The sequence below is a fragment of the Pseudomonas sp. Irchel 3H9 genome (assembly GCF_900187495.1).
GTDB lineage: Bacteria > Pseudomonadota > Gammaproteobacteria > Pseudomonadales > Pseudomonadaceae > Aquipseudomonas > Aquipseudomonas sivasensis.
Genome location: NZ_FYDK01000004.1, coordinates 634,429 through 657,534 on the forward strand (window position 1 = coordinate 634,429; position 23,106 = coordinate 657,534).

20 protein-coding genes and 1 pseudogene are annotated in these 23,106 nt (G+C 59.1%); 11 read left to right on the top strand and 10 right to left on the bottom strand.

Annotated features, from left to right (window positions below; genetic code table 11):
• Nucleotides 1-18: 18 nt before the first annotated feature.
• The 8 genes and pseudogenes from CKW32_RS18180 to CKW32_RS18220 form a co-directional block, all read right to left on the bottom strand.
• The gene (locus CKW32_RS18180; RefSeq protein ID WP_095185586.1) at nucleotides 19-948 is read right to left on the bottom strand and encodes an electron transfer flavoprotein subunit alpha/FixB family protein; all 930 of its coding nucleotides are present in this window, start codon (nucleotides 946-948) and stop codon (nucleotides 19-21) included.
• A 15-nt stretch (nucleotides 949-963) separates the two neighbouring features.
• Complete coding sequence (locus CKW32_RS18185; protein ID WP_095185587.1) at nucleotides 964-1,713, bottom strand: electron transfer flavoprotein subunit beta/FixA family protein; 750 nt, start codon at nucleotides 1,711-1,713, stop codon at nucleotides 964-966.
• Nucleotides 1,714-1,776: 63 nt separating this feature from the next.
• Nucleotides 1,777-2,979: a CaiB/BaiF CoA-transferase family protein gene (locus tag CKW32_RS18190; protein WP_163033175.1), complete on the bottom strand. Its 1,203-nt coding sequence runs from the start codon at nucleotides 2,977-2,979 to the stop codon at nucleotides 1,777-1,779.
• 74 nt (nucleotides 2,980-3,053) lie between these two features.
• A complete protein-coding gene (locus tag CKW32_RS18195; protein WP_095185589.1) occupies nucleotides 3,054-4,217 on the bottom strand; it encodes an acyl-CoA dehydrogenase family protein in 1,164 nt (387 codons plus the stop codon).
• Between the two features lie 66 nt (nucleotides 4,218-4,283).
• A complete protein-coding gene (locus tag CKW32_RS18200; protein ID WP_032886955.1) occupies nucleotides 4,284-4,880 on the bottom strand; it encodes a thiamine pyrophosphate-dependent enzyme in 597 nt (198 codons plus the stop codon).
• Nucleotides 4,868-5,407: a thiamine pyrophosphate-binding protein gene (locus tag CKW32_RS18205; RefSeq protein ID WP_003442221.1), complete on the bottom strand. Its 540-nt coding sequence runs from the start codon at nucleotides 5,405-5,407 to the stop codon at nucleotides 4,868-4,870. Before CKW32_RS18205 ends, CKW32_RS18200 begins: the two co-directional genes overlap by 13 nt.
• Nucleotides 5,408-5,560: 153 nt before the next feature.
• Nucleotides 5,561-5,762: pseudogene (locus CKW32_RS28645) on the bottom strand (aminotransferase class I/II-fold pyridoxal phosphate-dependent enzyme); the annotation flags it as partial.
• Between the two features lie 191 nt (nucleotides 5,763-5,953).
• A complete protein-coding gene (locus tag CKW32_RS18220) occupies nucleotides 5,954-7,330 on the bottom strand; it encodes an MFS family transporter (RefSeq protein ID WP_095185591.1) in 1,377 nt (458 codons plus the stop codon).
• A gap of 506 nt (nucleotides 7,331-7,836) precedes the next feature.
• Between CKW32_RS18220 and CKW32_RS18225 the strand changes: the two genes are divergently transcribed.
• Nucleotides 7,837-8,760: a LysR substrate-binding domain-containing protein gene (locus CKW32_RS18225; protein WP_095185592.1), complete on the top strand. Its 924-nt coding sequence runs from the start codon at nucleotides 7,837-7,839 to the stop codon at nucleotides 8,758-8,760.
• A 725-nt stretch (nucleotides 8,761-9,485) separates the two neighbouring features.
• Here CKW32_RS18225 and CKW32_RS18230 read toward each other — a convergent pair.
• Nucleotides 9,486-9,812 (bottom strand): DUF2388 domain-containing protein, encoded by a 327-nt coding sequence (locus CKW32_RS18230; protein ID WP_095185593.1) that lies wholly within the window; start codon nucleotides 9,810-9,812, stop codon nucleotides 9,486-9,488.
• A gap of 139 nt (nucleotides 9,813-9,951) precedes the next feature.
• Complete coding sequence (gene bamA / locus CKW32_RS18235; protein WP_095185594.1) at nucleotides 9,952-12,318, bottom strand: outer membrane protein assembly factor BamA; 2,367 nt, start codon at nucleotides 12,316-12,318, stop codon at nucleotides 9,952-9,954.
• Nucleotides 12,319-12,484: 166 nt separating this feature from the next.
• On the opposite strand from bamA, the gene CKW32_RS18240 reads away from it, so the two are divergent.
• From CKW32_RS18240 to CKW32_RS18285, 10 genes are all read left to right on the top strand, one after another.
• On the top strand, nucleotides 12,485-13,168 hold the full coding sequence (locus CKW32_RS18240; protein WP_095185595.1) for a response regulator transcription factor: 684 nt from the start codon (nucleotides 12,485-12,487) through the stop codon (nucleotides 13,166-13,168).
• Nucleotides 13,165-14,445 carry an ATP-binding protein gene (locus CKW32_RS18245; protein ID WP_095185596.1) on the top strand — a complete coding sequence of 427 codons (1,281 nt, stop codon included), beginning with the start codon at nucleotides 13,165-13,167 and terminating at the stop codon, nucleotides 14,443-14,445. Before CKW32_RS18240 ends, CKW32_RS18245 begins: the two co-directional genes overlap by 4 nt.
• 57 nt (nucleotides 14,446-14,502) lie before the next feature.
• Nucleotides 14,503-14,943 carry a hypothetical protein gene (locus CKW32_RS18250; RefSeq protein ID WP_095185597.1) on the top strand — a complete coding sequence of 147 codons (441 nt, stop codon included), beginning with the start codon at nucleotides 14,503-14,505 and terminating at the stop codon, nucleotides 14,941-14,943.
• 227 nt (nucleotides 14,944-15,170) lie between these two features.
• Nucleotides 15,171-15,839, top strand: coding sequence for a GntR family transcriptional regulator (locus tag CKW32_RS18255; protein ID WP_032886938.1), 669 nt, complete (start codon nucleotides 15,171-15,173; stop codon nucleotides 15,837-15,839).
• Between the two features lie 64 nt (nucleotides 15,840-15,903).
• A complete protein-coding gene (locus tag CKW32_RS18260) occupies nucleotides 15,904-16,710 on the top strand; it encodes an ABC transporter substrate-binding protein (RefSeq protein WP_032886935.1) in 807 nt (268 codons plus the stop codon).
• Between the two features lie 12 nt (nucleotides 16,711-16,722).
• Nucleotides 16,723-17,499: an amino acid ABC transporter permease gene (locus CKW32_RS18265; RefSeq protein WP_032886933.1), complete on the top strand. Its 777-nt coding sequence runs from the start codon at nucleotides 16,723-16,725 to the stop codon at nucleotides 17,497-17,499.
• A 2-nt stretch (nucleotides 17,500-17,501) separates the two neighbouring features.
• Complete coding sequence (locus CKW32_RS18270; protein WP_095185598.1) at nucleotides 17,502-18,281, top strand: amino acid ABC transporter ATP-binding protein; 780 nt, start codon at nucleotides 17,502-17,504, stop codon at nucleotides 18,279-18,281.
• Between the two features lie 22 nt (nucleotides 18,282-18,303).
• A complete protein-coding gene (locus CKW32_RS18275) occupies nucleotides 18,304-19,914 on the top strand; it encodes a gamma-glutamyltransferase family protein (protein ID WP_095185599.1) in 1,611 nt (536 codons plus the stop codon).
• Nucleotides 19,915-20,118: 204 nt separating this feature from the next.
• On the top strand, nucleotides 20,119-20,601 hold the full coding sequence (locus CKW32_RS18280; RefSeq protein ID WP_032886925.1) for an Lrp/AsnC family transcriptional regulator: 483 nt from the start codon (nucleotides 20,119-20,121) through the stop codon (nucleotides 20,599-20,601).
• Between the two features lie 81 nt (nucleotides 20,602-20,682).
• Complete coding sequence (locus tag CKW32_RS18285) at nucleotides 20,683-23,088, top strand: TonB-dependent receptor (protein WP_095185600.1); 2,406 nt, start codon at nucleotides 20,683-20,685, stop codon at nucleotides 23,086-23,088.
• Nucleotides 23,089-23,106 lie beyond the last annotated feature (18 nt).

The following is a 23,106-nucleotide window of genomic DNA, read 5'->3' on the forward strand; positions in this document are numbered from 1 at the left end:
GCTCCAATTGGTCAGTGATCAGGCCAGGGTGGCCATTTCTGGAATCGCTTCAAAAAGATCCGCCACCAGGCCGTAATCGGCCACCTGGAAGATCGGCGCTTCTTCGTCCTTGTTGATCGCAACGATCACTTTGGAGTCTTTCATGCCGGCCAGGTGCTGGATCGCGCCGGAGATACCGACGGCGATGTACAGCTGTGGAGCAACGATCTTGCCGGTCTGACCGACCTGCATGTCGTTCGGAACAAAACCTGCGTCGACCGCGGCGCGCGAAGCACCCACGGCAGCGCCCAGCTTGTCGGCCAGGGCGTACAGGTGTTTGAAGTTGTCGCCGTTCTGCATGCCGCGGCCGCCGGAAACGACGATCTTGGCAGCGGTCAGTTCCGGACGATCGGACTTGGCCAGTTCTTCGCCAACAAAGCTGGAGATGCCAGCGTCGTGGGCAGCGGAGACGGCTTCAACGGCAGCCGAACCACCTTCAGCAGCAACCGGGTCGAAACCGGTGGCACGCACAGTTATCACCTTGATCGAAGCGGTCGATTGCACGGTAGCGATGGCGTTACCGGCGTAGATCGGACGCTTGAAAGTGTCTGCGCTTTCGACCGAGATGATCTCGGAAATCTGGTCAACGTCCAGCTGGGCGGCAACGCGCGGCAGGATGTTTTTGCCGTTGGAAGTGGCGGCAGCCAGGATGTGGCTGTAACCAGCGCCCAGCTCGGCTACCAGCGAAGCAACGTTTTCCGGCAGCTGATGCGCGTAAGCGGCATTGTCAGCGTTCAGGACTTTGCTCACGCCAGCGATTTTCGCAGCGGCTTCAGCCACGGCGCCAGCGTCCTGGCCTGCAACCAGAACGTGGATGTCACCGCCGATTCTTGCAGCAGCAGCCACGGTGTTCAGCGTGGCCGGAGCCAGCACTTTATTGTCGTGTTCAGCAATAACCAAGATAGTCATTTCAGGCTCCTTAACTCAAAGTACCTTCGCTTCGTTTTTCAGTTTCTCGACCAGTTCCGCCACCGACTTGACCTTGATACCCGCGCTGCGTGCAGCAGGCGCTTCGACTTTTACGGTCTTGTTGGTGGAGGCGGTGGAAACGCCCAAAGCGTCCGGAGTCAGCACTTCGAGAGGCTTCTTCTTGGCTTTCATGATGTTTGGCAGGGACGCGTAGCGCGGCTCGTTCAAACGCAGGTCGGTGGTGACGATGGCTGGCAGTTTCAGGGAAACCGTCTGTGCGCCGCCGTCGATTTCGCGGGTGACAGCAACGTTGCCGCCGCTGATTTCGACTTTCGAAGCGAACGTGCCCTGACCGTAGCCGCTCAATGCAGCGAGCATCTGGCCAGTCTGGTTGTTGTCGCTGTCGATGGCTTGTTTGCCAAGGATCACCAGCTGTGGCTGTTCCTTGTCGACAACAGCTTTCAACAGTTTGGCAACAGCCAGGGAAGTCAGATCTTCGGCGGATTCGACTAGGATGGCGCGATCGGCACCCAGAGCCAGCGCGGTGCGCAGTTGCTCTTGAGCGGTGGTCGGGCCGATGGAGACGACGATGATTTCAGTCGCAACACCTTTCTCTTTCAGGCGTACGGCTTCTTCCACTGCGATTTCGCAGAACGGGTTTATCGACATCTTGACGTTGGCGAGGTCTACGCCGGAATTGTCCGCCTTGACGCGGACCTTGACGTTGTAGTCGACCACTCGTTTCACAGCTACCAGTATTTTCATTGGGCAGTGTTCTCTCGAAAAACTTTGATCGTTGCAGGCAGGTTTTTTGTTTTCAGATGAAGGCTAAATCGCCCCGGCTGCGCGCATTAGTTCAATACGGTCTGTATCCAGCCCCAGTTCCCTGAGCACCTGTTCGGTGTGCTGACCGAGACCCGGTACGGCATCCATACGTGGCTCGAACGCGCTGTTGCTGCCGGGAGGTATCAAGCTCGGGACGGTACCGGCGGAGGTTTCGACTTCCCGCCAGCGATCACGCGCCTGAAGTTGCGGATGGTCCCAAACACCTTGCATGTCATTGACCCGAGCATTAGCAATTTGCGCATGCTCCAATCGATCAAACACGGCATCGAAATTGAGTGTGGAGAACGATTCAACGATGAGTGCCCGCAGCGCCTGGCGGTTTTCGACGCGCTTGAAGTTGGCAGAGAAGCGTTCATCTTTCGCCAGTTCAGGGGTAAGCAGTACCTTGTCGCAAAACAGCCGCCACTCTCGTTCGTTCTGCAACCCCAGCATGACTGTGGTGCCGTCACCGATAGGGAAGGGGCCATAGGGGTAAATCGTGGCGTGCGCGGCGCCGGCGCGAGGGGGAGGGGGAGAGCCGTTGTAGGCGTAGTACATCGGGTAGTTCATCCACTCGACCAGGCTTTCCAGCATGGACACATCAAGGTGGCTACCTTCGCCAGTGCGTCCACGCAACAGCAAGGCAGACAGAATTCCGGTGTAGGCGTACATGCCGGCCGCGATGTCAGCAATCGAGCAACCTGCCTTGGCCATTTCTTCCTCACCTGGTCCGCCGGTGACCGACAGGAAACCGCCTTCGCTTTGGATCAACAGGTCATAGGCTTTTTTCTTTTCATACGGGCCGCCTGCGCCGTAGCCTGAAATGTCACAAACGATCAGGCGCGGAAACCGCTGATGCAAAGCCTCAAATGAAAGTCCCATTCGTGCTGCGGCACCCGGCGCCAGGTTCTGCACCAGGACATCGGCAGTGGCCAGCAAGCTGTCCAGCACCTCGGTGGCCGAATCTTGTTTCAGATCGAGGGTCAGGCTTTCTTTCGAACGATTGGTCCAGACAAAGTGCGAGGCGAGACCGTTGACGCGTTGGTCGTACCCTCTGGCGAAGTCACCCGTGCCTGGGCGTTCGACCTTGATCACGCGCGCGCCAAGATCGGCCAATTGTCGGGTGCAGAAGGGAGCTGCAATGGCATGTTCAAGGCTGACGACGGTAATGCCATCGAGCGGACGGACGCCTTTGGATTGGCTCATGATTATTATCTCTTTTGTCATGGCTCCCCAGTCGCGCCTGTTCGAGCCGACGCGCTGGGTTTTACGCTGATCCTTTAAAAGGAGCGCGGCAGTTCAAGCAGGTGTTCGGCAACGTACGACAGGATCAGGTTGGTGGAGATGGGCGCCACCTGATACAGACGGGTTTCACGGAATTTGCGCTCGACGTCGTACTCGCAGGCAAAGCCAAAACCGCCGTGAGTCTGCAAGCACGCATTGGCGGCTTCCCAAGAGGCTTTCGCCGCCAGGTACTTGGCCATATTGGCACTGGCCCCGGCGTTGATACCGCTGTCGTATTCCTCGCAAGCACGCCAGCGCATCAGGTCAGCCGCTTCGATTTCAATGTGTGCTTCAGCGATGGGGAACTGAACGCCCTGGTTCTGCCCGATAGGGCGTCCGAACACGACGCGATCACGCGCATAGGCGCTGGCTTTTTCGATAAACCAGCGGCCGTCACCAATGCATTCGGCTGCGATCAGTGTGCGCTCGGCGTTCAGTCCGTCCAGGATGTAGCGGAAACCTTTGCCTTCCTCGCCGATGAGGCTATCGGCAGGAATTTCCAGGTTGTCGAAGAACAGTTCGTTGGTTTCGTGATTGACCATGTTGGCGATCGGCTGCACGGTCATGCCGTTGCCGATGGCCTCCCGTAGATCGACGAGGAAGATCGACATGCCCTCGGATTTTTTCTTCACGTCGGCCAACGGCGTGGTACGCGCCAGCAAGATCATCAGGTCGGAGTGCTGGACCCGCGAGATCCACACCTTCTGTCCGTTGATCACGTACTTGTCACCGCGTTTGATCGCTGTGGTCTTGATCTTGGTGGTGTCGGTGCCAGTGGTGGGTTCAGTGACGCCCATCGATTGCAGGCGCAATTCGCCGCTGGCCAGTTTCGGCAGGTAGTAGCTTTTCTGCGCCTCGCTGCCGTGTCGTAGCAGGGTGAACATGTTGTACATCTGGCCGTGCACGGTGCCGGAATTACCGCCGCAGCGGTTCACTTCTTCCAGGATTACCGAGGCCTCAGCCAACCCGAGGCCGGAGCCACCATATTCGACAGGGATCATCGCTGCCAGCCAACCTGCGTCGGTCAGTGCCTTGACGAAGGTTTCCGGAAAGCCTTTTTCTTCGTCGATTTTGCGCCAGTAAGCCGCATCGAATTCAGCGCACAGAGCGCGTACGCCCTCGCGGATGGCATTGAGTTCTTCAGAGTTGTGATCAGTCATTATTATTCTCCTCCACGCGTCACGCACAGCACCTGCCCTGCGTGACCGGGACCGGGCAAAAGGCAATCAGATCGGGTTGAAACCCAGGGCGGCACGAAAGCGATTCTTGATGTAGTGACCATCACGTGGTGGCAGCACCCGTGGCGGGTTTTCCGCCTTGATTTTGATCGTCGCAAGCTTGACGCCATCGCGAGTTGCAAAGCGCTCGCGCAAGTTATGTACGCCTTCCATGTCACGGATTTCATCGGTCCAGCTGAAGCCGCAAGTCTTTGCGACCTGATTCAGGGAAATACCAAAACCGGCGTGGCTGACTTGCATGCCGGTTTCACCAAAGTGACCGTTATCCAGCACAGCGATGGTCAGGTTGGCAGGCTTCTGCAGTGCCACCGTGGCCAGTGCGCCGAACCCCATGAGCAACTCGCCGTCACCGGTGACCACCACCACCGATTTGTTTGGCTGCGCATTCGCCAGGCCCAGGCCCACAGTGATTGCGCTGCCCATGGCGGCCCAGAGGTAATAATTCAGATCGTTGTCACCGGCTGCCATCACGTCATAGGACGCAGAGCCCAGCCCCGTCACGACCAGCACGTCTTTGCGGTCGGCCAGTAAGGCCTTGACCACTTCGCGGCGGCACAGAGTGTGGTTTGCGCTTACTTGACCCATTTCTTTTCTCCAATCAGGCGCTGGCCGAGCAGCAGGGCAGTGGACGAATCACCGTTGAAGGCCATGGTCGCGGCACCGTGCAGCAGCGGGGCGACGTCTTCCGGGACGTCCGCGCGCCAGGTCATCACTTTCATCAGGTTCAGGGAGGCTTCTGTGGCCTGGCCCATCGGGTTCTGCCACGCGTTGAATTCGGCCCAGTCGCCGCGCATGGTGACCACCATCAACAGCGGGAAGCCGGCACAGACTTGAAGTGCCAGAGTGTTGATGCAGTTACCGACTCCGCTGGACTGCATCAGGAGGGCACCGCGTTCGCCGCCAAGCCATGCGCCGGCGAGATAGCCGATGCCTTCTTCCTCGGTGGTGAGGACAACAGCCTTGATGTCCGGGTCTGCATACGACATACGGATCGCCGCCGAGTGGCCTGCATCCGGTACGAAGACCACGTGTTTGACGTCGTGGGCCTTGAGCACGCGGAACACGTCCTCTTGCCAATCCTGTCCCACGGTGTGTTCAGCTTCTGTTGACATGCCAATCTCCCAAGCAGTGCTGCTTTTGTGTTTTCACCCATTCTGGGAGGGATGGAGGAGAAGGACGACTACCGTTTTTGTCTTTGAGATATGCCCATTTTGTATAGCAGGGGGGGAATGCGTGGCCTCTTGGGCAACGGCGATAGCCACGCATTATGGGAAGGGAAATGATTGACGCAGAGAGGTGCAGAACGTACGGAATCGCTTCGCGACCCCTACGCAATGAAGCGTCATCCATAGCGTAGACAATGCGAATGTAAGGGCCAAGGCCAAAAGCGCTTCCATGCACCACTGCCACATCCGCGTCGTCGAGCAGCGCATGCGCGACATCTTTGTCGGTGTGCAGTACTCGGCCGGTATCAAGAGGCCCGTCTTTGACTCAAGTCAGTTCAAGGATCTTGATCTGGATTGCAGGCATGGCCAAACCGGGGAAGGTAACCAAGGTTCATCAAGCGCATTCATCACAAGTAGCATAGGTATTCGCTATCCAATGATTTTAAAAGGGCCCATGGGCCCTTTCAAAAAACCACGGTAATCGTCAGTGCCTCAGATCCTTGCAGCCTGCGATTTGATGCAGCCCCTAAGTCCGGTGCGTTCTTCGATCTCACCCGAGCCGCTGATGTAACCATAGCGGGACAGGTTGGGCATTAGCATCGCTGCGATGAACGTGATGGTTACTACGGCCGCGACGTAGAAGAAGAAATACTCCTCAATACCCTGCGACCGAAGCGACAAGGCGACGTATTCGGCGGTGCCACCGAACGCCGCGTTGCCGACGGCATAAGGAAAGCCCACACCCAATGCACGTACCGCTGGCGGGAACAGTTCAGCTTTGACGATACCGGCAATCGGGGTGTAGAGCGACGCGATTGCCAGGCCGCCAAATACCAGCAGGAACGCTGTAAATGGACTGCTGACTGATTGCAGTGAATAGAGCAGGGGGATCACCAGTAGCATGGCCAACCCGGAAAACAACAACATATGGACCTTGATTCCGATTCGGTCAGCGAGCAGACCAAAGAGTGGCTGACAAAACATGAAACCGACCAGGGCGGCCGTCATGATGAAACTCACCGTTTCCGGACTAAACCCCGCAGAGATCACCAGAAATTTCTGCATGTAGGTGGTGAAGGTGTAGAAGTAAAGTGAACCGCCAATGGTAAACGCGACCACCAGTGCCACTGCGCGTTTGTGTTTGAACATGCCACGTAGCGAGCCGGCATCTTTGCGGTTCATTTCTTTTTTTGTGGCGGTTTCATGCATCGCGCGACGCAAATACACGACTACGATAGAACTAAAGGCGCCGATGAAAAAAGGAATTCTCCAGCCCCATTCCCGCAATTCCTCGCCGGTAAGGGTTTGTTGAAGTATGACCACGGTCATCAGGGCGAGGAGTTGGCCTGCGATGATGGTGAAGTACTGGAATGATCCATAGAAACAACGGCGTCCAGGTGTCGCGATTTCACTGATGTAGGTGGCGCCGGTGCCGTACTCCGCGCCCACTGACAGCCCCTGAATCAGCCTGGCAACGACAAGCAAAACTGGCGCCGCCACACCGATGGTTTCATAGGTCGGCGTGACGGCAATCAACAAGGAACCGGCGCACATCATGAACACCGAGATAATCATCGATACCTTGCGGCCGCGGGTATCAGCAATCCAGCCAAAAATCCAACCGCCGAGCGGCCGCATGAAAAAGCCGACGGCGAAGACGCCGGCGGTTGCGAGCAACTGACTGGTGGTGTCGCCTTTGGGGAAAAACGAGCTCGCAAAATAGATGGCGGTATAGGCGTAAATGAAAAAGTCGTACCACTCCACCAGATTGCCCGAGCAGGCACCCATGATCGCTCTGACACGATTCGGACTTTTCATCTGATCGGACTTTTCAGTGTGGCGTGTTGAGTCGCTGGTTGATGCAGACATTCTGTTCACCCTTGTTTCAAGGCGAGACGATACGAGGCCCACGCTGATGCGTGTCCGACGTTGCTAGCTCGATGGGTTGATGTGCTTAACGCAAGTGCTGTGACCCTTCGACGACCAAGGCACATGAAGCGGGGGGGTGTATATGAGAGGTCAGCTGTTCGCTGACTGTATAAGGCGGGTCGGTCAGGTAACGAGAAAGGTAGTAAATCATGGCGGCAAGCCCTCGAATCTTATTCTTGTAGTCAGTCGATCGCTCTTGGCGTCGACGTTGATTGCACGCTACCGCAGAGTGACGAGGGTAATAAGCCGTCAGCCAGGTCTAACTGATATACCGAAATTCTATAGCTTGTCTTGCAGCCCCTACGGGCTGGGGGATACAGCCGGCTAGAAAGCCATTAGGCCCCATGCGACGCGGGCCCTGTGGCATTCCAGGAAACGCTAATGCGTTTACACTCAGACTACTTTCGACGCATTTCGCGCCGAGCCCGACTTTGACTGGCCTGGTAATGGATGTCGTTCAACTCAAAACCTTGATTCATGTGGCCGAGCTAGGCAGTCTCAGCAAGGCCTCAGACCGGCTTCACATCGCACAACCGGCACTCAGCCGACAAATTCGAATGCTGGAAAAAGAACTCGGCACCTACCTGTTTGATCGACATGGACGAGGCATGGAGATTACCGATGCTGGTCGCGAGGTGCTGGCGCATGCCACTCGAATCATGGAGGAAATGGAATCCATTCGAAGTTCGGTGGTGGGCGGAAAGACCTCTTTTCGGGGAACGGTCGTCATCGGTACGACGCCGACGGTAGCGGAAATTGTCACCGTCCCTTTAGTGCGCAAAATCAAAGACGCGCATCCGAATCTTGCCGTCAGATTTTCCTCGGCCTTCAGCGGTTATCTGCTGGATTGGGTTCAGCGTGGCGAATTGGAACTGGCGATTTCTTACGATCCCCAACCCCTGCATACACTGCGTATTGTGCCGGTAATGATGGAAAACTTGCTGCTGGTCGGACCTGCCAGTGCCAAGCTGCGCCTGGATGTGCCGGTGTCATTCGAGTCTTTGGCCGAGCAGCAGTTGGTGTTGCCAAGCGCCCGCCACAGTCTTCGCGTGATTCTGGATAATTGTGCGCGAGAAGTCGGCATCAAGCTCAAAACCAGCGTTGAAGCTGACTCCTTCGGCGCGATGATTGACCTGGTTCGTAATGGCTTCGGTTTGACAGCTTTGCCACTGGCATCGATTTATACGCAGATTGAATCGGGAGTGCTCAGTGCTGCACCTTTGGTCGACCCTATTCCCATGCGTAAATTGGTCCAGGTATTTCCCGCGGACAGGCGAGTCAGCCCGGCTGCAAAATTTGTTGGGGATGCGTTCATCGAGATTGCTGCCGATCTAGTAGGTCGCGAAATCTGGGCAGGGCACATGCTTTGAACAACATCAATCCTCGACCATGAACCTATGAAGGAAACCCCTGTTGTGTGAGTTCACGCCGCTTTTGGCCCTTTTTCGCGCTGCCTTTGGCACCAATCCTGTCTGATATTTCTCTTCCTTTCTCAGCTTTTTCGCATGTCAGATAGCCTTGCCAAAAGCCCTGTTTCCGGGCGATTAGGGCGTTTTTCCTCACCGGCTCCGCGGCGCTAAACCCTGGAAGCTCAGTTCCGATTCTTCGTTCTTAAAGGTCACCATCCAACATCCGCGAAACCGGCTGTACGTCACGCGGGCCGTGCCTTTGAAGACAAACGGAAGCAGCGAAAGCCGGACTTCCGATTGTGCGCTAGGGAAACGGAACAGAGCGCGGGGAGGGCGCATCTATTCGAATTGATTGCTGACGGGCTGTGGGCCTCCTGAAGACCCTTTGATCACAAGGCCCAGGGGCCGATTTGGAATCAAACAATCGCGTTCGAGAGCCTGCCTCATACCTCCAAATTCGACGTTTTTGGGCCCAAACCGCAGTGCCAAACAGACCGCAAATTCACCCGACTTCTTGCTGTTTTGGTGACAAACCATTTTGCAGGTAGTTGGCACCGATTGAGTGCCGCTGAACCCTCGAAAGATCCGTCGGCCGCGGCTTCTAGCGGTCAGCTCGGAATCTCTTGCAAGGTCCTGGTCGGTGCCAAATCCGCTTCTAACTCACAGCGCTATACCGAGAGCTTCGCTCAGTACGTTGTGGCGATAACCTGTGCTAATTGCATATCAGGCATGAAAGGTGGGCTGTAGGTCGAGTGATAGTACCTGGACGCCTGCTCAAACTGGGCGCCGCGGATCTCGCCCTCTGAACCGATAAACGCCAGTGCATCGGCCTTGGCGGCGCCGAAATATTTGCTGGGATGACTTGTCACATCACTGGCGAAGGAGCTGAAGAAGGTGGGCCCCGATGTCGTCCAGAACATGGCGCGGTCGCCGGGTTTCTTGATCTCTCCTGCCATCGCTTGAGTGGCAAATAACGCCAGCCCTGCGATGATTGCTGCCTTCCATGAGTCCATTCGTCGTCGCGCCCCTTTTGTTTAATCAGCCCAGGGTAGCAGCGCAGGCGCGGTGATTTTGCTGGGCTGGAAAAATTTCCCATATCCGGCGCATCCATCTCGGCGAAGGAGAAGCTCAATCAGGCCTAACGCGCACGTATCAAAACGTTTGCCCCATGGAAAACTGGAACACCTGCTTATCTGCATTCTCCGGCGTTCGAATCGGATACGCCAAGTTCACACTCAGCGGCCCCAAAGGGCTGTACCACGTCACGCCCACGCCTACCGAGCTGGCCATCTGGCTCAAATCCACGCTGCCACAGCCCTGGGTGGTGCTGAGGTAGCACTTGTCCGAATACACCGTGCCTACATCCCAGAACACTGAGGTCCGTACAGATTTGTTGTCTTTGATAAACGGCACCGGGAACAGGTATTCCGCGCCGCCGGTTATCAGGATATTGCCGCCCAAAGCCTCGGTGTCGCGGTCGGTGTAGTACGCCTGGCCGGCGCTGGAGTAGGCGCCGGTGGCCGGGGTGTTGCGTGGGCCGAGGGTGCCACTTTCAAAACCACGCACACTACCTTCGCCGCCTGCCGTGTAGGTTTCGTAGAAGGGCAGGCTATCGGTCGAGCCATAGCCGCCGCCGTAGCCAAGCTTGGTATGGAAGCGAAGCGACGTGCTGTTGGTGATAGGCAGGAAGGTCTGCCCCGAGTAGTCGATCTTGTAGAAGCTCAGGTCGCTGCCGGGCACTGTCACCATCACGTTGAGGTTCTGTGAGTGTCCGCGGGTGGCCAGTACACCCTTATTCAGCGTCGATTCCGACCAGCCCAGGTTGGCCTTGAAGTTGGTGAACTCCTTGCCTTCGCGGTCGACGAAGTCGTAGATCTCGTCTGCGCTGTAGGTGCCCGGTTCAATGCTGTCGTGTTGCGCCGTGAGGCCAAAACTCAGGCGAGAGGTTTCGTTGATCGGGTAGCCCAGGGTTGTGCCAAGGCCAAAGCTATTGATTGCGTAATAGGAAACGCCATCATCGTAGTAGTCGTTGTAGTCAGTCTTGCTGTAGAACGCGTTGTAGCCCAGGCTCACGCCGTCGGGAGTGAAATAGGGGTCGGTAAAACCGATGTTGTATTTGCTCTGGTACGACGAGCGGGTCAGCCCCAGGCTGGCGTAATTACCGGTGCCCAGGAAGTTGCTCTGGCTGATCGAGCCGCCGAGGATCAGGCCCGAACTTTGGGCAAAGCCGACACTGGCGGTAATCGATCCAGACGCCTGTTCTTCCACGGCGTAGTTCACGTCCAGTTGGTCATCCACACCGGCCACCGCCGGCGTTTCCACGTTCACTTCCTTGAAGAAGCCCAGACGGTCAAGGCGCACTTTGGATTGGTCGATCAAGTAGGTCGACGCCCAGCCACCTTCCATCTGGCGCATCTCACGGCGCAGCACCTTATCGTCTGTCTTGGTGTTGCCACGGAAGTTGATCCGATTGACGTAAGCCCGCTTGCCGGGGTCGACGCTGAAGGTAACGTCAACCGTATGATCTTCCTCATGCACCTGCGGAACGCCGTTGACGTTGGCGAACGTATAGCCCTCGTTTCCCAGGCGACGGGTGATCAGCTCCGAAGTGGTGGTCATCAACTTGCGCGAAAACACCTGGCCCTTTTGTACCAGCAGCAGCGAATTGACCTGATCCTCAGGCACCTTCAGCTCACCACTCAGCTTCACCGAACGAACCCTGTATTTCTGGCCTTCCTGGATGTTCACGGTGATATACACGTGTTTTTTGTCCGGGGTCATGGAGACTTGGGTCGAGGCGATATCCATGTTGATATACCCACGGTCCAGGTAGTAGGAGCGCAGCCGTTCGAGGTCGCCGGAGAGTTTTTCCCGAGCGTATTTATCGTCGTTCTTGAAAAATGACAGCCAGTTGCTGGTCTTGAGCGTGAACTGGTCGATCAGTGCTTCATCCGGGAATGCTGTATTGCCCACCACATTGATGTGCTGGATCGACGCCACTTCGCCTTCATTTATCTTGATCTTCACGCCCACGCGATTGCGCGGTTGGGGCACGACCTCAGTGTCGACCGAGGCCGAGTAGCGGCCCTGGGCAACATATTGGCGCTGCAATTCGTTGCGCACGCCTTCCAGCGTGGCTCGCTGGAAAATCTCGCCCTCAGCCAGGCCGGACTGCTTCATGCCTTTCATCAGGTCTTCGGTGGAGATTGCCTTGTTACCCTCGAACTCGATACTGGCAACCGAAGGCCGCTCAACTACATTAATAATCAGCACGTCGCCTTCGCGACTAAGTTGAATGTCCTGGAAGAACCCGGTCTTGAACAGCGCGCGGGTCGAGTCCACCAGGCGCCGGTCATCCGCTTCATCGCCTACGTTCAGCGGCAATGCGCCAAACACACTGCCTGCAGAGACCCGTTGCAGGCCGTTGATTCGGATATCCGAGATTTTGAAACCCTGGGCGAGCGCCAGTGAGGTATTGAGCAGCAGCGCAACCGAGCAGAGCAGGCGCGAAAAATTCATCAAGATCTTTTCCAGAATACAGCGCCGGCGCAGCCGGACGGGTGAACAGGCAGCTTAAGAGCGTGCGGCGTTTGGTGCGGTTAACCGAATGTCAAGTTAGGTAAAGGTTGGCCTGCAAAAACGCGCCAGGGCCAATAATGCGCGACCACCCACTGACGAGCTCGCGATGATCTCCGTACTGTTAGTCGACGATGACCAGGAACTCACTGGAATGCTGAGCCAATACCTGGCGCGCGAAGGATTTGCTGCGACCGCCGTGCACACGGGCGAGGAGGGTGAAGCAGAGGCGTTGTCAGGGCGCTACAGCATTGTGGTGCTGGACGTCATGCTGCCCCAGCGCTCGGGGATCGAGGTGCTCCGGCGCATTCGCGCCGTCAGCCAGGTGCCGGTGGTCTTGCTCACCGCCCGTGGCGACAACATCGACCGCATCACCGGCCTGGAACTAGGTGCCGATGATTATGTACCCAAGCCCAGCTCCCCCGGTGAGCTGGTCGCTCGCCTGCGCGCCATCATGCGCAGGGTGCAGCCAGCCGGCCAGCCGACCTCGGAGATGATTAAGACCGGCTCGCTGGTGTTGTGGCCGGGCAAGCGCCAGGCAATATGGAAAGGGGTTGAGCTGGGCGTGACCAGCACCGAGTTCAGCCTGCTCGAAGAGCTCGCCCGCAGTGCCGGGCAGGTGGTGAGTAAAAAGGACCTGTCGTTGAACGCCTTGGGTTGCCCGTTGACCCGCTACGACCGGCGTATCGACGTGCACATCAGCAGCATTCGGCAAAAACTCGGGCCACGCGCGGATGCCAAGGCGTGGATTCAAAGCGTGCGCGGCCTCGGCTACCTGTTGATTGCCGAATGACCAAGCCCAGCCTGCTGTTCTGGAAGCTGTTCCTGGCCTTCTGGTTGGCCACCAGCCTGACGTTCCTGGCGGGGGTCGGCGTGATTGAACTGGGCAGTTTTCGCGCGGGTGATCCGCACGTGGAAGCCATTCTTACCAGCGAAGAAAGACTGCTGGAGCAATTTGGTGTCGAAGCGGCCACCCAACTGCTTAACGTGTGGGAGCATCCCTCGGACGAGGCCATTGGGGTGTATGACAGCGCGGGTCACCTGGTGGCCGGTTCAACGGTGCTGAACCCGGTCTATGAGCGATCAATCATCAGTAAGGAAGGGCTGTCGCTGTCGGTCAAGTCCACCCATGCCCCCGACGATCACGGCAGGCCCTGGCGCCAGATCCCGCTGATTATCGGTACGCTGATGAGTGCGTTGTTCAGCGGTTATATGGCGTATTACCTGGCCTGGCCCCTGGCTCATCTTAAGCGGGCCATGAGCGACGCGGCCCAAGGGCGTTTTGAAACCCGGGTCAAGCCCGCCATGGGCAAGCGCCGAGATGAAATCGTCGACTTGGCCGAAGACTGCGACCGCATGGCCAACCAGCTGAAGGTGCTGGTAGAGGCCCAGCAGCACTTATTGCACGATATCTCCCATGAGCTGCGTTCACCCCTCACGCGCATACAGGCCGCCATCGGGTTGTTGCGCCAGGATGTGGCGCGCGTGGAAATGCTCGAACGCATCGAGCGCGAATCCGAGCGCATGGACACGCTGATCGAGGCGCTGCTCACCCTGGCTCGTCTGCAGGGGCGCCCCGAAAGCATTGAGCGTGACGCCGTGGACATCGTCGAGTTGCTGGGGATGATTGTCGAGAATGCGCAATTCGAAGCCGGCATCAAAGGCTGCCGCGTGCACCTTGGGGCATGTCCGCCATTTATTGCCTGTGTCAGCGGCGAATTGCTGTACCGCTGCTTCGAAAACGTGATCCGCAACGCTGTGCGCTACACACGGCCTGGCACCACGGTGCAGGTGTCGGCCCGGATCAGCAGCGATGGGAACCGCCTCTGCGTGCACATCACCGACCAGGGGCCGGGTGTCGAAAACCGCCGGCTGCGTAGCATTTTTAACCCGTTCGAGCGCGGTGCAGGGGACGCCAGCGTGGGCTTTGGCCTGGGCTTGGCCATTGCGGCCAGGGCAGTGCAAATGCATGGCGGCAATATTGTGGCGCGCAACGAGCCGACCGGGGGACTGACGGTGGAGGTCAACCTGCACAGCGCGCGATCTTTACACGACATTACATTGGCTTGACCGCCCTGTACGTCGCACCTCTTTAGACTGGTCACCATTGATTGAGTGGAGGTGGCGATGTTTCAGGTGCATAAAAAAGGCTTTGTGCCCGGCAGGAAAATGGTCGATGGCCTGGTCCCTTATGACTTCTTTTGTGAAGACAGCCCGGCGATCAATCTGTTTGTGTTTACCGGCGCGGCCACGCCGGATGCGACCGTGCAGGAGCAGACTTTATGGGGTTTCACCCGGCTCGAACGTTTTGAAGCAATGACCGGCGCCCTGTTGAGCAACAAGCAGCACGCCGGATGGTTTCAAAGTGTCAGCGTCCTCACCGGACCCAGCCAGAACGGAACGCAGAGCGTGAAATTCCAGCGCGTGCTGAAGATCATCAAGCACGCTAGCCCCACCCGCAACGTCGACTACGAGATCCTGACTGACGAAGGCGACACCTACTTCACCCGTCAGACCGTTGCGCAGGACACCGCACAAACCATCATCTATTCGGCCGAATCCGTCTGATTCTGCACGGGCAGGTGGCTGTTACCGGCGACCGCACTGCCCCGGCATGGGGCATTTTCTGAGCCATTTGGTAGCACATTCCTACACCGTCTTTGCGTATGCCGTCAGGCACTTGCGACCTATTTCATCCAAATCAATCACTTGGCTTACCCCATGAACGATTGGCACGCATTCTGCATTTATGTATCCGTGGATAATTGGATACAAAAATTCAAAAGGTGCAGCCGATGCAGTTCGCCCCCGCTTACGTTGATCGCCAGCCTCTCACTGCCGAGGAGGAGGCCTACAAGTTCCTCCTCGACGCCATCTGCGGTGGCCGCTACCACAAGGGCGACCGGCTGATTGCTGAGGATATCGCCAGCGAGATCGGCATGAGCCGCATGCCGGTGCGCGAGGCGTTCCGTCGCCTGGACGCCCAGGGCCTGGTGACCTTGCGTCCCAACCGTGGCGCCATCGTCAGCGGCCTGGATATCGATGAACTGCACGAAGTGTTCGAGATGCGCAGCGCCCTGGAAGGTCTGGCGGTGCGCGTCGCGGTGGGCCGTATCGGTGAGCGGCAACTCGCCGCGCTGGAGCGCCTGCTCGACGAGATGGACGACTACCGCGATGAAAGCGCCGTGTGGGTCAGCCGTCATCGTGCCTTCCACGAATACCTGTGCAGCCTCAGCGGTCGCCCGCGCCTGATGAAGCAAATCTCGGCGCTGTACTCGCTGGTGGAGGCGCCCATGCGCTTGTGGTTGCAACACGGCGAAAAACCCCTCAGCGCACGTCAGGAACACGCGGTGATCCTTGAGGCGATCCGCGCCGGTGATGGGGCACGCGCTGAAGCGGTGGTGCGCGAACACATCGAAGGCACCGTGCCCGCCCTGATCCAATTCCTGCAATCCGAACAATAAGAAAGCTGTCGTGTGTTGACGTTGAGTCCTGCCCCCGTTACTTAACGAACTGGAGTGTCTGGTCATGCATAAACGCCGTGCCTTGCTGATGGCTGTCTCCCTCGGCCTCTGTACCCAATGGGCTTTTGCTGCGCCCCAGGTGCCGGAGCGCCTGCAGAAAGTCGACAAACTCACCTACTGCTCGGGGATGGATTCACCGCCCCTGGTGTCCTTCGACGAAACCCAACAACCGCGCGGGCTCACTGTCGATCTGGGGCTGGAAATAGCCAAACGCCTGGGCGATAAGCACGTGCAATGGCGGGTGATTCCGTTCTCCGGGCTGGTGCCGGCGTTGCTCGCCCAGCAGTGCGACATGATCGTTGACCAACTGTTCGACAAACCCGAGCGGCGCCAGGTGATCGACATCGTCAACTATATGTATTCCAGCCAGTCGGTGGTGGTGCCCAAGGGCAACCCCAAGGGCATCAAGACCCTGGATGACTTGTCCGGGCACAAGGTCGCGGTGCTCAACGGTTCCACTATCAAGACCCTGCTCGATACCCAGAATGAAAGCCTGACCAAGGCCGGCAAGCCGCCGATGAAACTGGTGGTCTACAACACCGACACCGATGCCTTTCAGGCCCTGCGCATCAGCCAGGTCGACGCATACGGCACCACCGTGGAAACCGCCGGCTACTACGCCGCAATGGCCCCGGATCTATTCCAGGAAGGTGTGCCCGCGTTCAGCCGCATCCTCACCGGCCTGGGCATGCGCAAGGACGACCCGCAGCTCACCGCCGCCGTACAGCAGGTGATCAGCGACATGCGCAGCGACGGCAGCTACGTGCAATTGCTTAACAAATGGCATGTCAGCAGCGACACACTCGACTGAGGCGCACCGACGATGAATTTCAATTGGGATGTGTTCTGGCAGTACCTGCTCCAGCCCAGTGGGGTGTACCTCACCGGGCTGTGGCTGACCTGCCTGATCAGCATATTGGCGATGCTGCTGGGCTGTGCGTTGGGTTTGGCGGCGGCGCTGTTGCGCCTGTCGAAGAATCCGCTGCTGCACCTGCCGGTGCGCTTTTACGTGTGGTTGATGCGCGGCACACCGTTGCTGGTGCAGATCGTGTTTTTGTACACCGCACTGGCGGCTGGCGGGATTTTCCGCTTCGAAGACATCGAGCTGTTCGGCCTGATCGTTCCCGGCAATATCCAGGCAGCCATCATCGCCCTGGGCCTCAACGAAGGTGCGTACATGGCCGAGATCATCCGCGCCGGTATCGGCGCGGTGGACAAAGGCCAATACGAAGCGGGGCGTTCCCTGGGTATGGGCTTTGCCAAACTGATGCGGCGCATCGTGCTGCCCCAGGCGTTCCGCGTGATCGTGCCGCCGTTGGGCAATGAGTTCAACGTCATGCTCAAGAACACCACCCTGGTCAGCGTGATCGGCGTGCAGGAGCTATTGCTTAGCACGCAGATGATCACCTCGGCGACCTTCCGCGTGTTCGAGCTGTACCTGGTGGTCGCCCTGTATTTCCTGACGCTGACCACCCTGTGGGGCTTCTTCCAGCGCTGGCTCGAAAATCGCTTCGGCCAGTCCGATCGACCTTCCTCGCCACCGCCGGCCGCCAGCCGTATGTTCGGTCGCAGCACCCTGAAATTGCTGAGGGGACGTTAACCATGGCGCACCAAAGTGAAGAGCTGATCATTGAGGCTTTGGATGTTCAGAAGTCGTTCGGCGAGTTGCAGATTCTCAAGGGTATCTCTCTGCAAGTGCGGCGGGGCGAAGTGGTGGTGCTGATCGGCGCCTCCGGCTCTGGCAAGACCACCTTTATCCGCTGCATCAACCTGCTCGAAGATATCCAGGGCGGACGCATTCGTGTCAACGGCCGCGCCATGGGCTATCGCGAGCGCAGCGACGGCAGCCTGGTACGCGATTCGGAGCGCAACATCGCCCGTCAGCGCCGGGACATCGGCATGGTGTTCCAACGCTTCAACCTGTTCCCCCATATGACTGCGCTGGAAAATATCATTGAGGCGCCGATCCAGGTGCTCGGCACCCCGCGTGCCCAGGCGCTGGAACAGGCGCGCGGCTTGCTGGCGCGGGTCGGCCTGGCCGACAAAGCCAACCATTACCCGTCAATGCTCTCCGGCGGCCAGCAGCAAAGGGTAGCGATTGCCCGCGCGCTGGCGATGAAGCCCCAGGCCATGTTGTTCGACGAACCCACCAGTGCCCTCGACCCGGAAACCGTCGGCGAAGTCTTGCAGGTGATGAAGGAACTGGCGGAGGAGGGCATGACCATGGTGGTGGTCACCCATGAAATGGGGTTTGCCCGTGAAGTGGCCGACCGCGTGGTGGTGCTCGATCAGGGCGAGCTCATCGAGCAGGGGCCGCCGGAACAGATCTTCAGCCACCCCAGCCATCCGCGTACCCGGGCCTTTCTCAGTCGCGTGTTATGACCCTTTTTGAAGAGCGTTTGCCATGTTGAAATTTTCTCCTCACGAGTACCCTTATCCGTCGCAACGCCAGAGCGTGTTTGCCCGTCGCGGCATGGTCGCCGCGTCGCAACCCCTGGCCGCTCAGGCCGGTATCGAAGTCATGCAAAAAGGCGGCAACGCCATCGACGCCGCCATCGCCACAGCCGCCGCCCTGACGGTGGTAGAGCCCACCGGTTGCGGCCTGGGCGGCGATGCGTTTGCCCTGGTCTGGTGCAAGGGCCAGTTGCACGGCCTGAACGGCAACGGCCACGCGCCGGCGGCCTTGAGTATTGAGGCGGTCAAGGCCGCCGGGCATGAACAGATGCCCCTGTATGGCTGGACCCCAGTCACGGTACCGGGTTGCCCGTCGGCGTGGGCTGAGTTGTCGCAACGCTTCGGCAAGTTGCCGTTCGCCGAGTTGCTGCAACCGGCGATTTCCTTGGCGCGGGAAGGCTTTGCGCTGTCGCCGGTGGTCGCCCATCAATGGCAGATCTCCATGAACGAATTCAGCCCGCACCGTGACGAAGTGCTGGACGCGTGGTTCGATACCTTCCTGATCGACGGTCGCGCGCCACGCGCCGGTGAGATCTTCCGTAACACGGCCCAGGCCCGCACCCTGGAAGAACTGGCCGCTACCTGCTGCGAAAGCCTCTATCGCGGCGCGCTGGCCGAGCGTCTTGACGCCCACTCGCGCGCCAGTGGGGGCTACCTGCGCGCCAGCGACCTCAAGGATTACCGCGCGCAGTGGGTGGAGCCGATCCATATCAACTACCGCGGCGTGGATGTCTGGGAAATTCCGCCCAGCGGCCAGGGCCTGGTGGCGTTGATGGCGCTGAAAATTCTTGAAGGCTTCACCTTCGATCACCGCGACAGCCAGCAGACCTGGCATCGCCAACTGGAGGCGATGAAGCTTGCCTACAGCGATGGGCTGCACTACATCACCGACCCCGCGCACATGCGCGTGGCGGTGGCCGACCTGCTCAGCGACGACTACAGCCGCCGCCGCCGTGACCAGATCAGCGAGCAGGCGCAGCCGCCCAAACCCGGCGACCCCCACGCCAGCGGCACGGTGTACCTGGCCACGGCGGACGCCGAAGGCAATATGGTCTCGTTTATCCAGAGCAACTACCACGGCTTCGGCTCCGGCGTTGTGTTGCCCGACAGCGGCATTGCGCTGCAGAACCGTGGGCAGGAGTTCAGCCTCGACCCGGCCCATGCCAACCACCTGGCACCGGGCAAGAAGACCTTTCACACCATCATCCCCGGCTTCCTCACCCAGGACGGCGAGGCACTCGGCCCGTTCGGCGTGATGGGGGGGTATATGCAGCCCCAGGGTCATGTGCAGATGGTGATGAACCTGGTGGACTTCGGCCTCAACCCCCAGGCCGCGCTGGATGCGCCGCGCTGGCAATGGCTGGGTGACATGAAGGTCGGCATCGAACACGGCGCCTCGCGGGGCCTGGTCAATGCACTGGCGCGGCGTGGTCATACCGTGCAGACCGACAGCGACCTGACCGATTATGGGCGCGGGCAGATTATCCTGCGTGACCCGGTCAGCGGCGTGTTGTGTGGCGGCACCGAACCACGTGCGGATTCCCATATCGCGGTGTGGTAAGGCGCAGCATGCCCGGCCGCTGCGTGGCGACGGAACCCTTCGACATCACCGGAAACACCGGCGACAGGTGAATCAAAAACCCCATGAGACGCTCCATTTCTGCATGCTGAAGGAGTTGGGATAGTATTGAGGCCCTGGTCGTCATTGGTCTCTGAATCGAGGCTGTTTTCGATAAAATTTCTCACCCCGTCGAGCACGCACCGAATGGCCAAACCCGCTTCTTACACGCTTGACCTGGACGGCTTCGACTGGTCCATCCTGGCCCTGGTGCAGCGCGACAACGCCTTGCCCCTGCGTACTCTCGCCGAGAAGGTCAACCTCTCCACCGCTGCCGTGCAACGCCGCATCAAGCGCTTGGAAGAGGGTGGAGTGATCATCGCGAATGTGGCCCTGGTGGACCCGGTGAAGGCCGGCAAGCCGATCACCATCATTGCCGAGGTTTCCGTCGAACGTACCAGCATCGACGCGCTGTCGACGACCAAGGCCAGCTTCTCCGTGCCCCAGGTGCAGCAGTGTTATTACGTCACCGGCGAAGCGGATTTCGTGCTGGTGCTGAACGTTGCCAGCATGCAGGAATACCAGGATCTCGCCGCCCGGCTGTTCGCCGAGAACCCCAACGTGAAGTGGTTCAAGACATTGGTGGCGCTGGATCGCGTCAAGGTAGGGCTGGAAGTGCCCATTGGCTAAAAAATAACTCTCGAAGCCTGTCCCCTTTTTTCACCTCGCCTGTCATTCCAGGCAAGTGAACAAAATCGAGAGCTTCCTCCAATGTCCGCAGTCCTACCCTTGCGTTTGCGCCCGTTGCTCAAACTGAGCCTGATGCTGAGCCTCAGCGCCAGCCCATTGTTTGTGCCTACAAGCTTTGCCGAAGACGCCGCCGCGCGTCGCAGCTATCAGGTGCCGGCCGGCAGCCTGAGCGCAGCGTTGACCCGTTTTGCCGGGTTGTCGGGCGTCAACCTGTCAGTGGACCCCGCGCTGGTCAGCGGGCGCAGCAGCAGTGGTTTATCCGGCGAATACGGCGTGGAGGAGGGCTTCGCGCGCTTGCTGCAAGGCTCCGGCCTGCAACTGCAACCCATGGGCGAGCAGGCCTATATGTTGGTGCCGGCGCCGGACGGCAGCACCCTGGAACTGGCGCCGACCTCTATCCTCGGCACCACCGGCCTGTACGACGGCGATACTTACGCCGGTGGCCAAGTGGCGCGCCGTGGTTCCCAAGGTTTGCTGGGCACGCGGGACTTCATGGAAACACCGTTCAGCATGACCACCTACACCGCCGATGCGGTGAAGAATCAGCAGGCGCGCACCCTCGGCGACCTGATCAACAGCGACCCCTCGGTACGCGCCACCAACCCGGCCGGTGGGCGTTATGAGCAGTTCACCATTCGTGGCTTCAGCCTGTTCAACAGTGATGTGTCGTACAACGGCCTCTATGGCGTATTGCCGACCTACACCATCGACATGGAAATGGCCGACCGCGTCGACATCTTCAAAGGCCCGACCCAACTGATCAACGGCATCTCGCCGCGTGGCAGTGTGGGCGGCGGCATCAACGTGGTGCCTAAGCGCGCCACCGATAAGGACATCACCTCGTTTACCGGCACCTGGGCCTCGGATAGCCAAGCCGGTGGGGCGGTGGACGTGGGCCGGCGCTTTGGCGAGGACAACAAGTTCGGCCTGCGTTTCAACGGCGTGAAGCAGTCCGGCGACACCGAATGGGATCACCAGAGTGTCGACCGCGAGATGGCCGTGCTGGGCCTGGATTTCCGGGGCGAGCGCCTGCGGTTGTCCACCGATATTGGCCGCACCGAACGCGATACCGATGCGCCCCAGGAACGTGTGCAGGTAGCGGCCGCCGCGCCGGTACCGAGCGCCAACGATGTGCGCCGCAATTACGCGCAATCCTGGAGCAAGGCCCGCACCAAGGACACCTTCGGTACGGTGAATGCCGAATATGACCTGAGCGATTCGGTGATGCTCTACGGCGGTGTAGGCGCGCGTAAAAGTAATCACGAGTTCCTGCGCCATGCGGTGTCGGTGAGCAATGCGGCCGGTGACTTCCGCGTGCAGCCCCGGGATTTCACCCGTGATGAAAACGTGCGAACGGCCACGGCGGGTGTACGCAACTGGTTCCATACCGGGCCGGTGAGTCATGAGGTCAACCTGGCACTCAGCGACTTCTATATGGACTTCACCAACGGTGGCGCGCGTTATCCAGAAGGCACGAGCAATCTCTACAACCCTGTGCAAACCCCGACGCCGTCTACGGCCACGCGCCAGGATGCGAAGGTCTACACCGAAAACCGTTTCAGCGGCGTGGCCCTGTCTGACACCCTGGGCTTCTTCGAAGACCGTTTGTTGCTGACCCTTGGCGCGCGCTGGCAGCGGGTGAAAGTCGACGACTGGAGCGATGGGGTCAAAGGCAAAACCAACTACGACGAAGAAAAACTCTCGCCATCCGGTGGCTTGCTGTTCAAGGCCACCGACAAACTGTCGCTGTACGCCAACTACATGGAAGGCTTGAGCCAAGGCAAGATCGCGCCGTCCACGTCGCGCAACGAAAACGAGATCTTCCCGCCGTTTGTCAGTCGCCAGGTGGAAGTGGGCGCCAAGTACGACGCCGGTGCCTTCGGCGTGACGGCCGCCGTGTTCCGCATCAAGCAACCGGCCTACGAGACCAACGCCACGTCGAGACTGTTCGGGCCTAACGGCAAGCGCGAAAACTCCGGTGCGGAACTGAGTGTGTTCGGCGAGCCGCTCAAGGGCGTGCGCCTGCTCGGCGGCGTGATGTACATCGACAGCAAACTCAAGGACACCACCAACGGCACCTACGACGGCAACCGCGCGCCGGCCACGCCCAAGTACAACGTCAACGTTGGTGCCGAATGGGACGTGCCGATGCTCGAAGGCCTGACCCTGACCAGCCGTGGCATCCACTCCAGCTCGCAGTACCTGGACCAGTCCAACGTCAAGGAAATCGACGCCTGGAACCGTATCGACGTGGGTGCCCGGTATGGGTTCAAGGTCGACGACAAGCACATCACCCTGCGGGCGAATGTGGAGAACGTCGCCGATAAACGCTATTGGAGTTCGGCGGGTGCGTCGGATGACAGCGAGCCGGGGCTGACCCTGTCGACACCGCGCACCTATCTGCTCTCTGCCACCGTCGACTTCTAGACGCCGATCAGATGGGGG

Coding starts and splice junctions, on each gene's coding strand:
- CKW32_RS18180 (WP_095185586.1), bottom strand. CDS start 948: ATGACTATCTTGGTTATTGCTGAACACGACAATAAAGTGCTGGCTCCG.
- CKW32_RS18185 (WP_095185587.1), bottom strand. CDS start 1,713: ATGAAAATACTGGTAGCTGTGAAACGAGTGGTCGACTACAACGTCAAG.
- CKW32_RS18190 (WP_163033175.1), bottom strand. CDS start 2,979: ATGAGCCAATCCAAAGGCGTCCGTCCGCTCGATGGCATTACCGTCGTC.
- CKW32_RS18195 (WP_095185589.1), bottom strand. CDS start 4,217: ATGACTGATCACAACTCTGAAGAACTCAATGCCATCCGCGAGGGCGTA.
- CKW32_RS18200 (WP_032886955.1), bottom strand. CDS start 4,880: ATGGGTCAAGTAAGCGCAAACCACACTCTGTGCCGCCGCGAAGTGGTC.
- CKW32_RS18205 (WP_003442221.1), bottom strand. CDS start 5,407: ATGTCAACAGAAGCTGAACACACCGTGGGACAGGATTGGCAAGAGGAC.
- CKW32_RS18220 (WP_095185591.1), bottom strand. CDS start 7,330: ATGTCTGCATCAACCAGCGACTCAACACGCCACACTGAAAAGTCCGAT.
- CKW32_RS18225 (WP_095185592.1), top strand. CDS start 7,837: ATGGATGTCGTTCAACTCAAAACCTTGATTCATGTGGCCGAGCTAGGC.
- CKW32_RS18230 (WP_095185593.1), bottom strand. CDS start 9,812: ATGGACTCATGGAAGGCAGCAATCATCGCAGGGCTGGCGTTATTTGCC.
- bamA (WP_095185594.1), bottom strand. CDS start 12,318: ATGAATTTTTCGCGCCTGCTCTGCTCGGTTGCGCTGCTGCTCAATACC.
- CKW32_RS18240 (WP_095185595.1), top strand. CDS start 12,485: ATGATCTCCGTACTGTTAGTCGACGATGACCAGGAACTCACTGGAATG.
- CKW32_RS18245 (WP_095185596.1), top strand. CDS start 13,165: ATGACCAAGCCCAGCCTGCTGTTCTGGAAGCTGTTCCTGGCCTTCTGG.
- CKW32_RS18250 (WP_095185597.1), top strand. CDS start 14,503: ATGTTTCAGGTGCATAAAAAAGGCTTTGTGCCCGGCAGGAAAATGGTC.
- CKW32_RS18255 (WP_032886938.1), top strand. CDS start 15,171: ATGCAGTTCGCCCCCGCTTACGTTGATCGCCAGCCTCTCACTGCCGAG.
- CKW32_RS18260 (WP_032886935.1), top strand. CDS start 15,904: ATGCATAAACGCCGTGCCTTGCTGATGGCTGTCTCCCTCGGCCTCTGT.
- CKW32_RS18265 (WP_032886933.1), top strand. CDS start 16,723: ATGAATTTCAATTGGGATGTGTTCTGGCAGTACCTGCTCCAGCCCAGT.
- CKW32_RS18270 (WP_095185598.1), top strand. CDS start 17,502: ATGGCGCACCAAAGTGAAGAGCTGATCATTGAGGCTTTGGATGTTCAG.
- CKW32_RS18275 (WP_095185599.1), top strand. CDS start 18,304: ATGTTGAAATTTTCTCCTCACGAGTACCCTTATCCGTCGCAACGCCAG.
- CKW32_RS18280 (WP_032886925.1), top strand. CDS start 20,119: ATGGCCAAACCCGCTTCTTACACGCTTGACCTGGACGGCTTCGACTGG.
- CKW32_RS18285 (WP_095185600.1), top strand. CDS start 20,683: ATGTCCGCAGTCCTACCCTTGCGTTTGCGCCCGTTGCTCAAACTGAGC.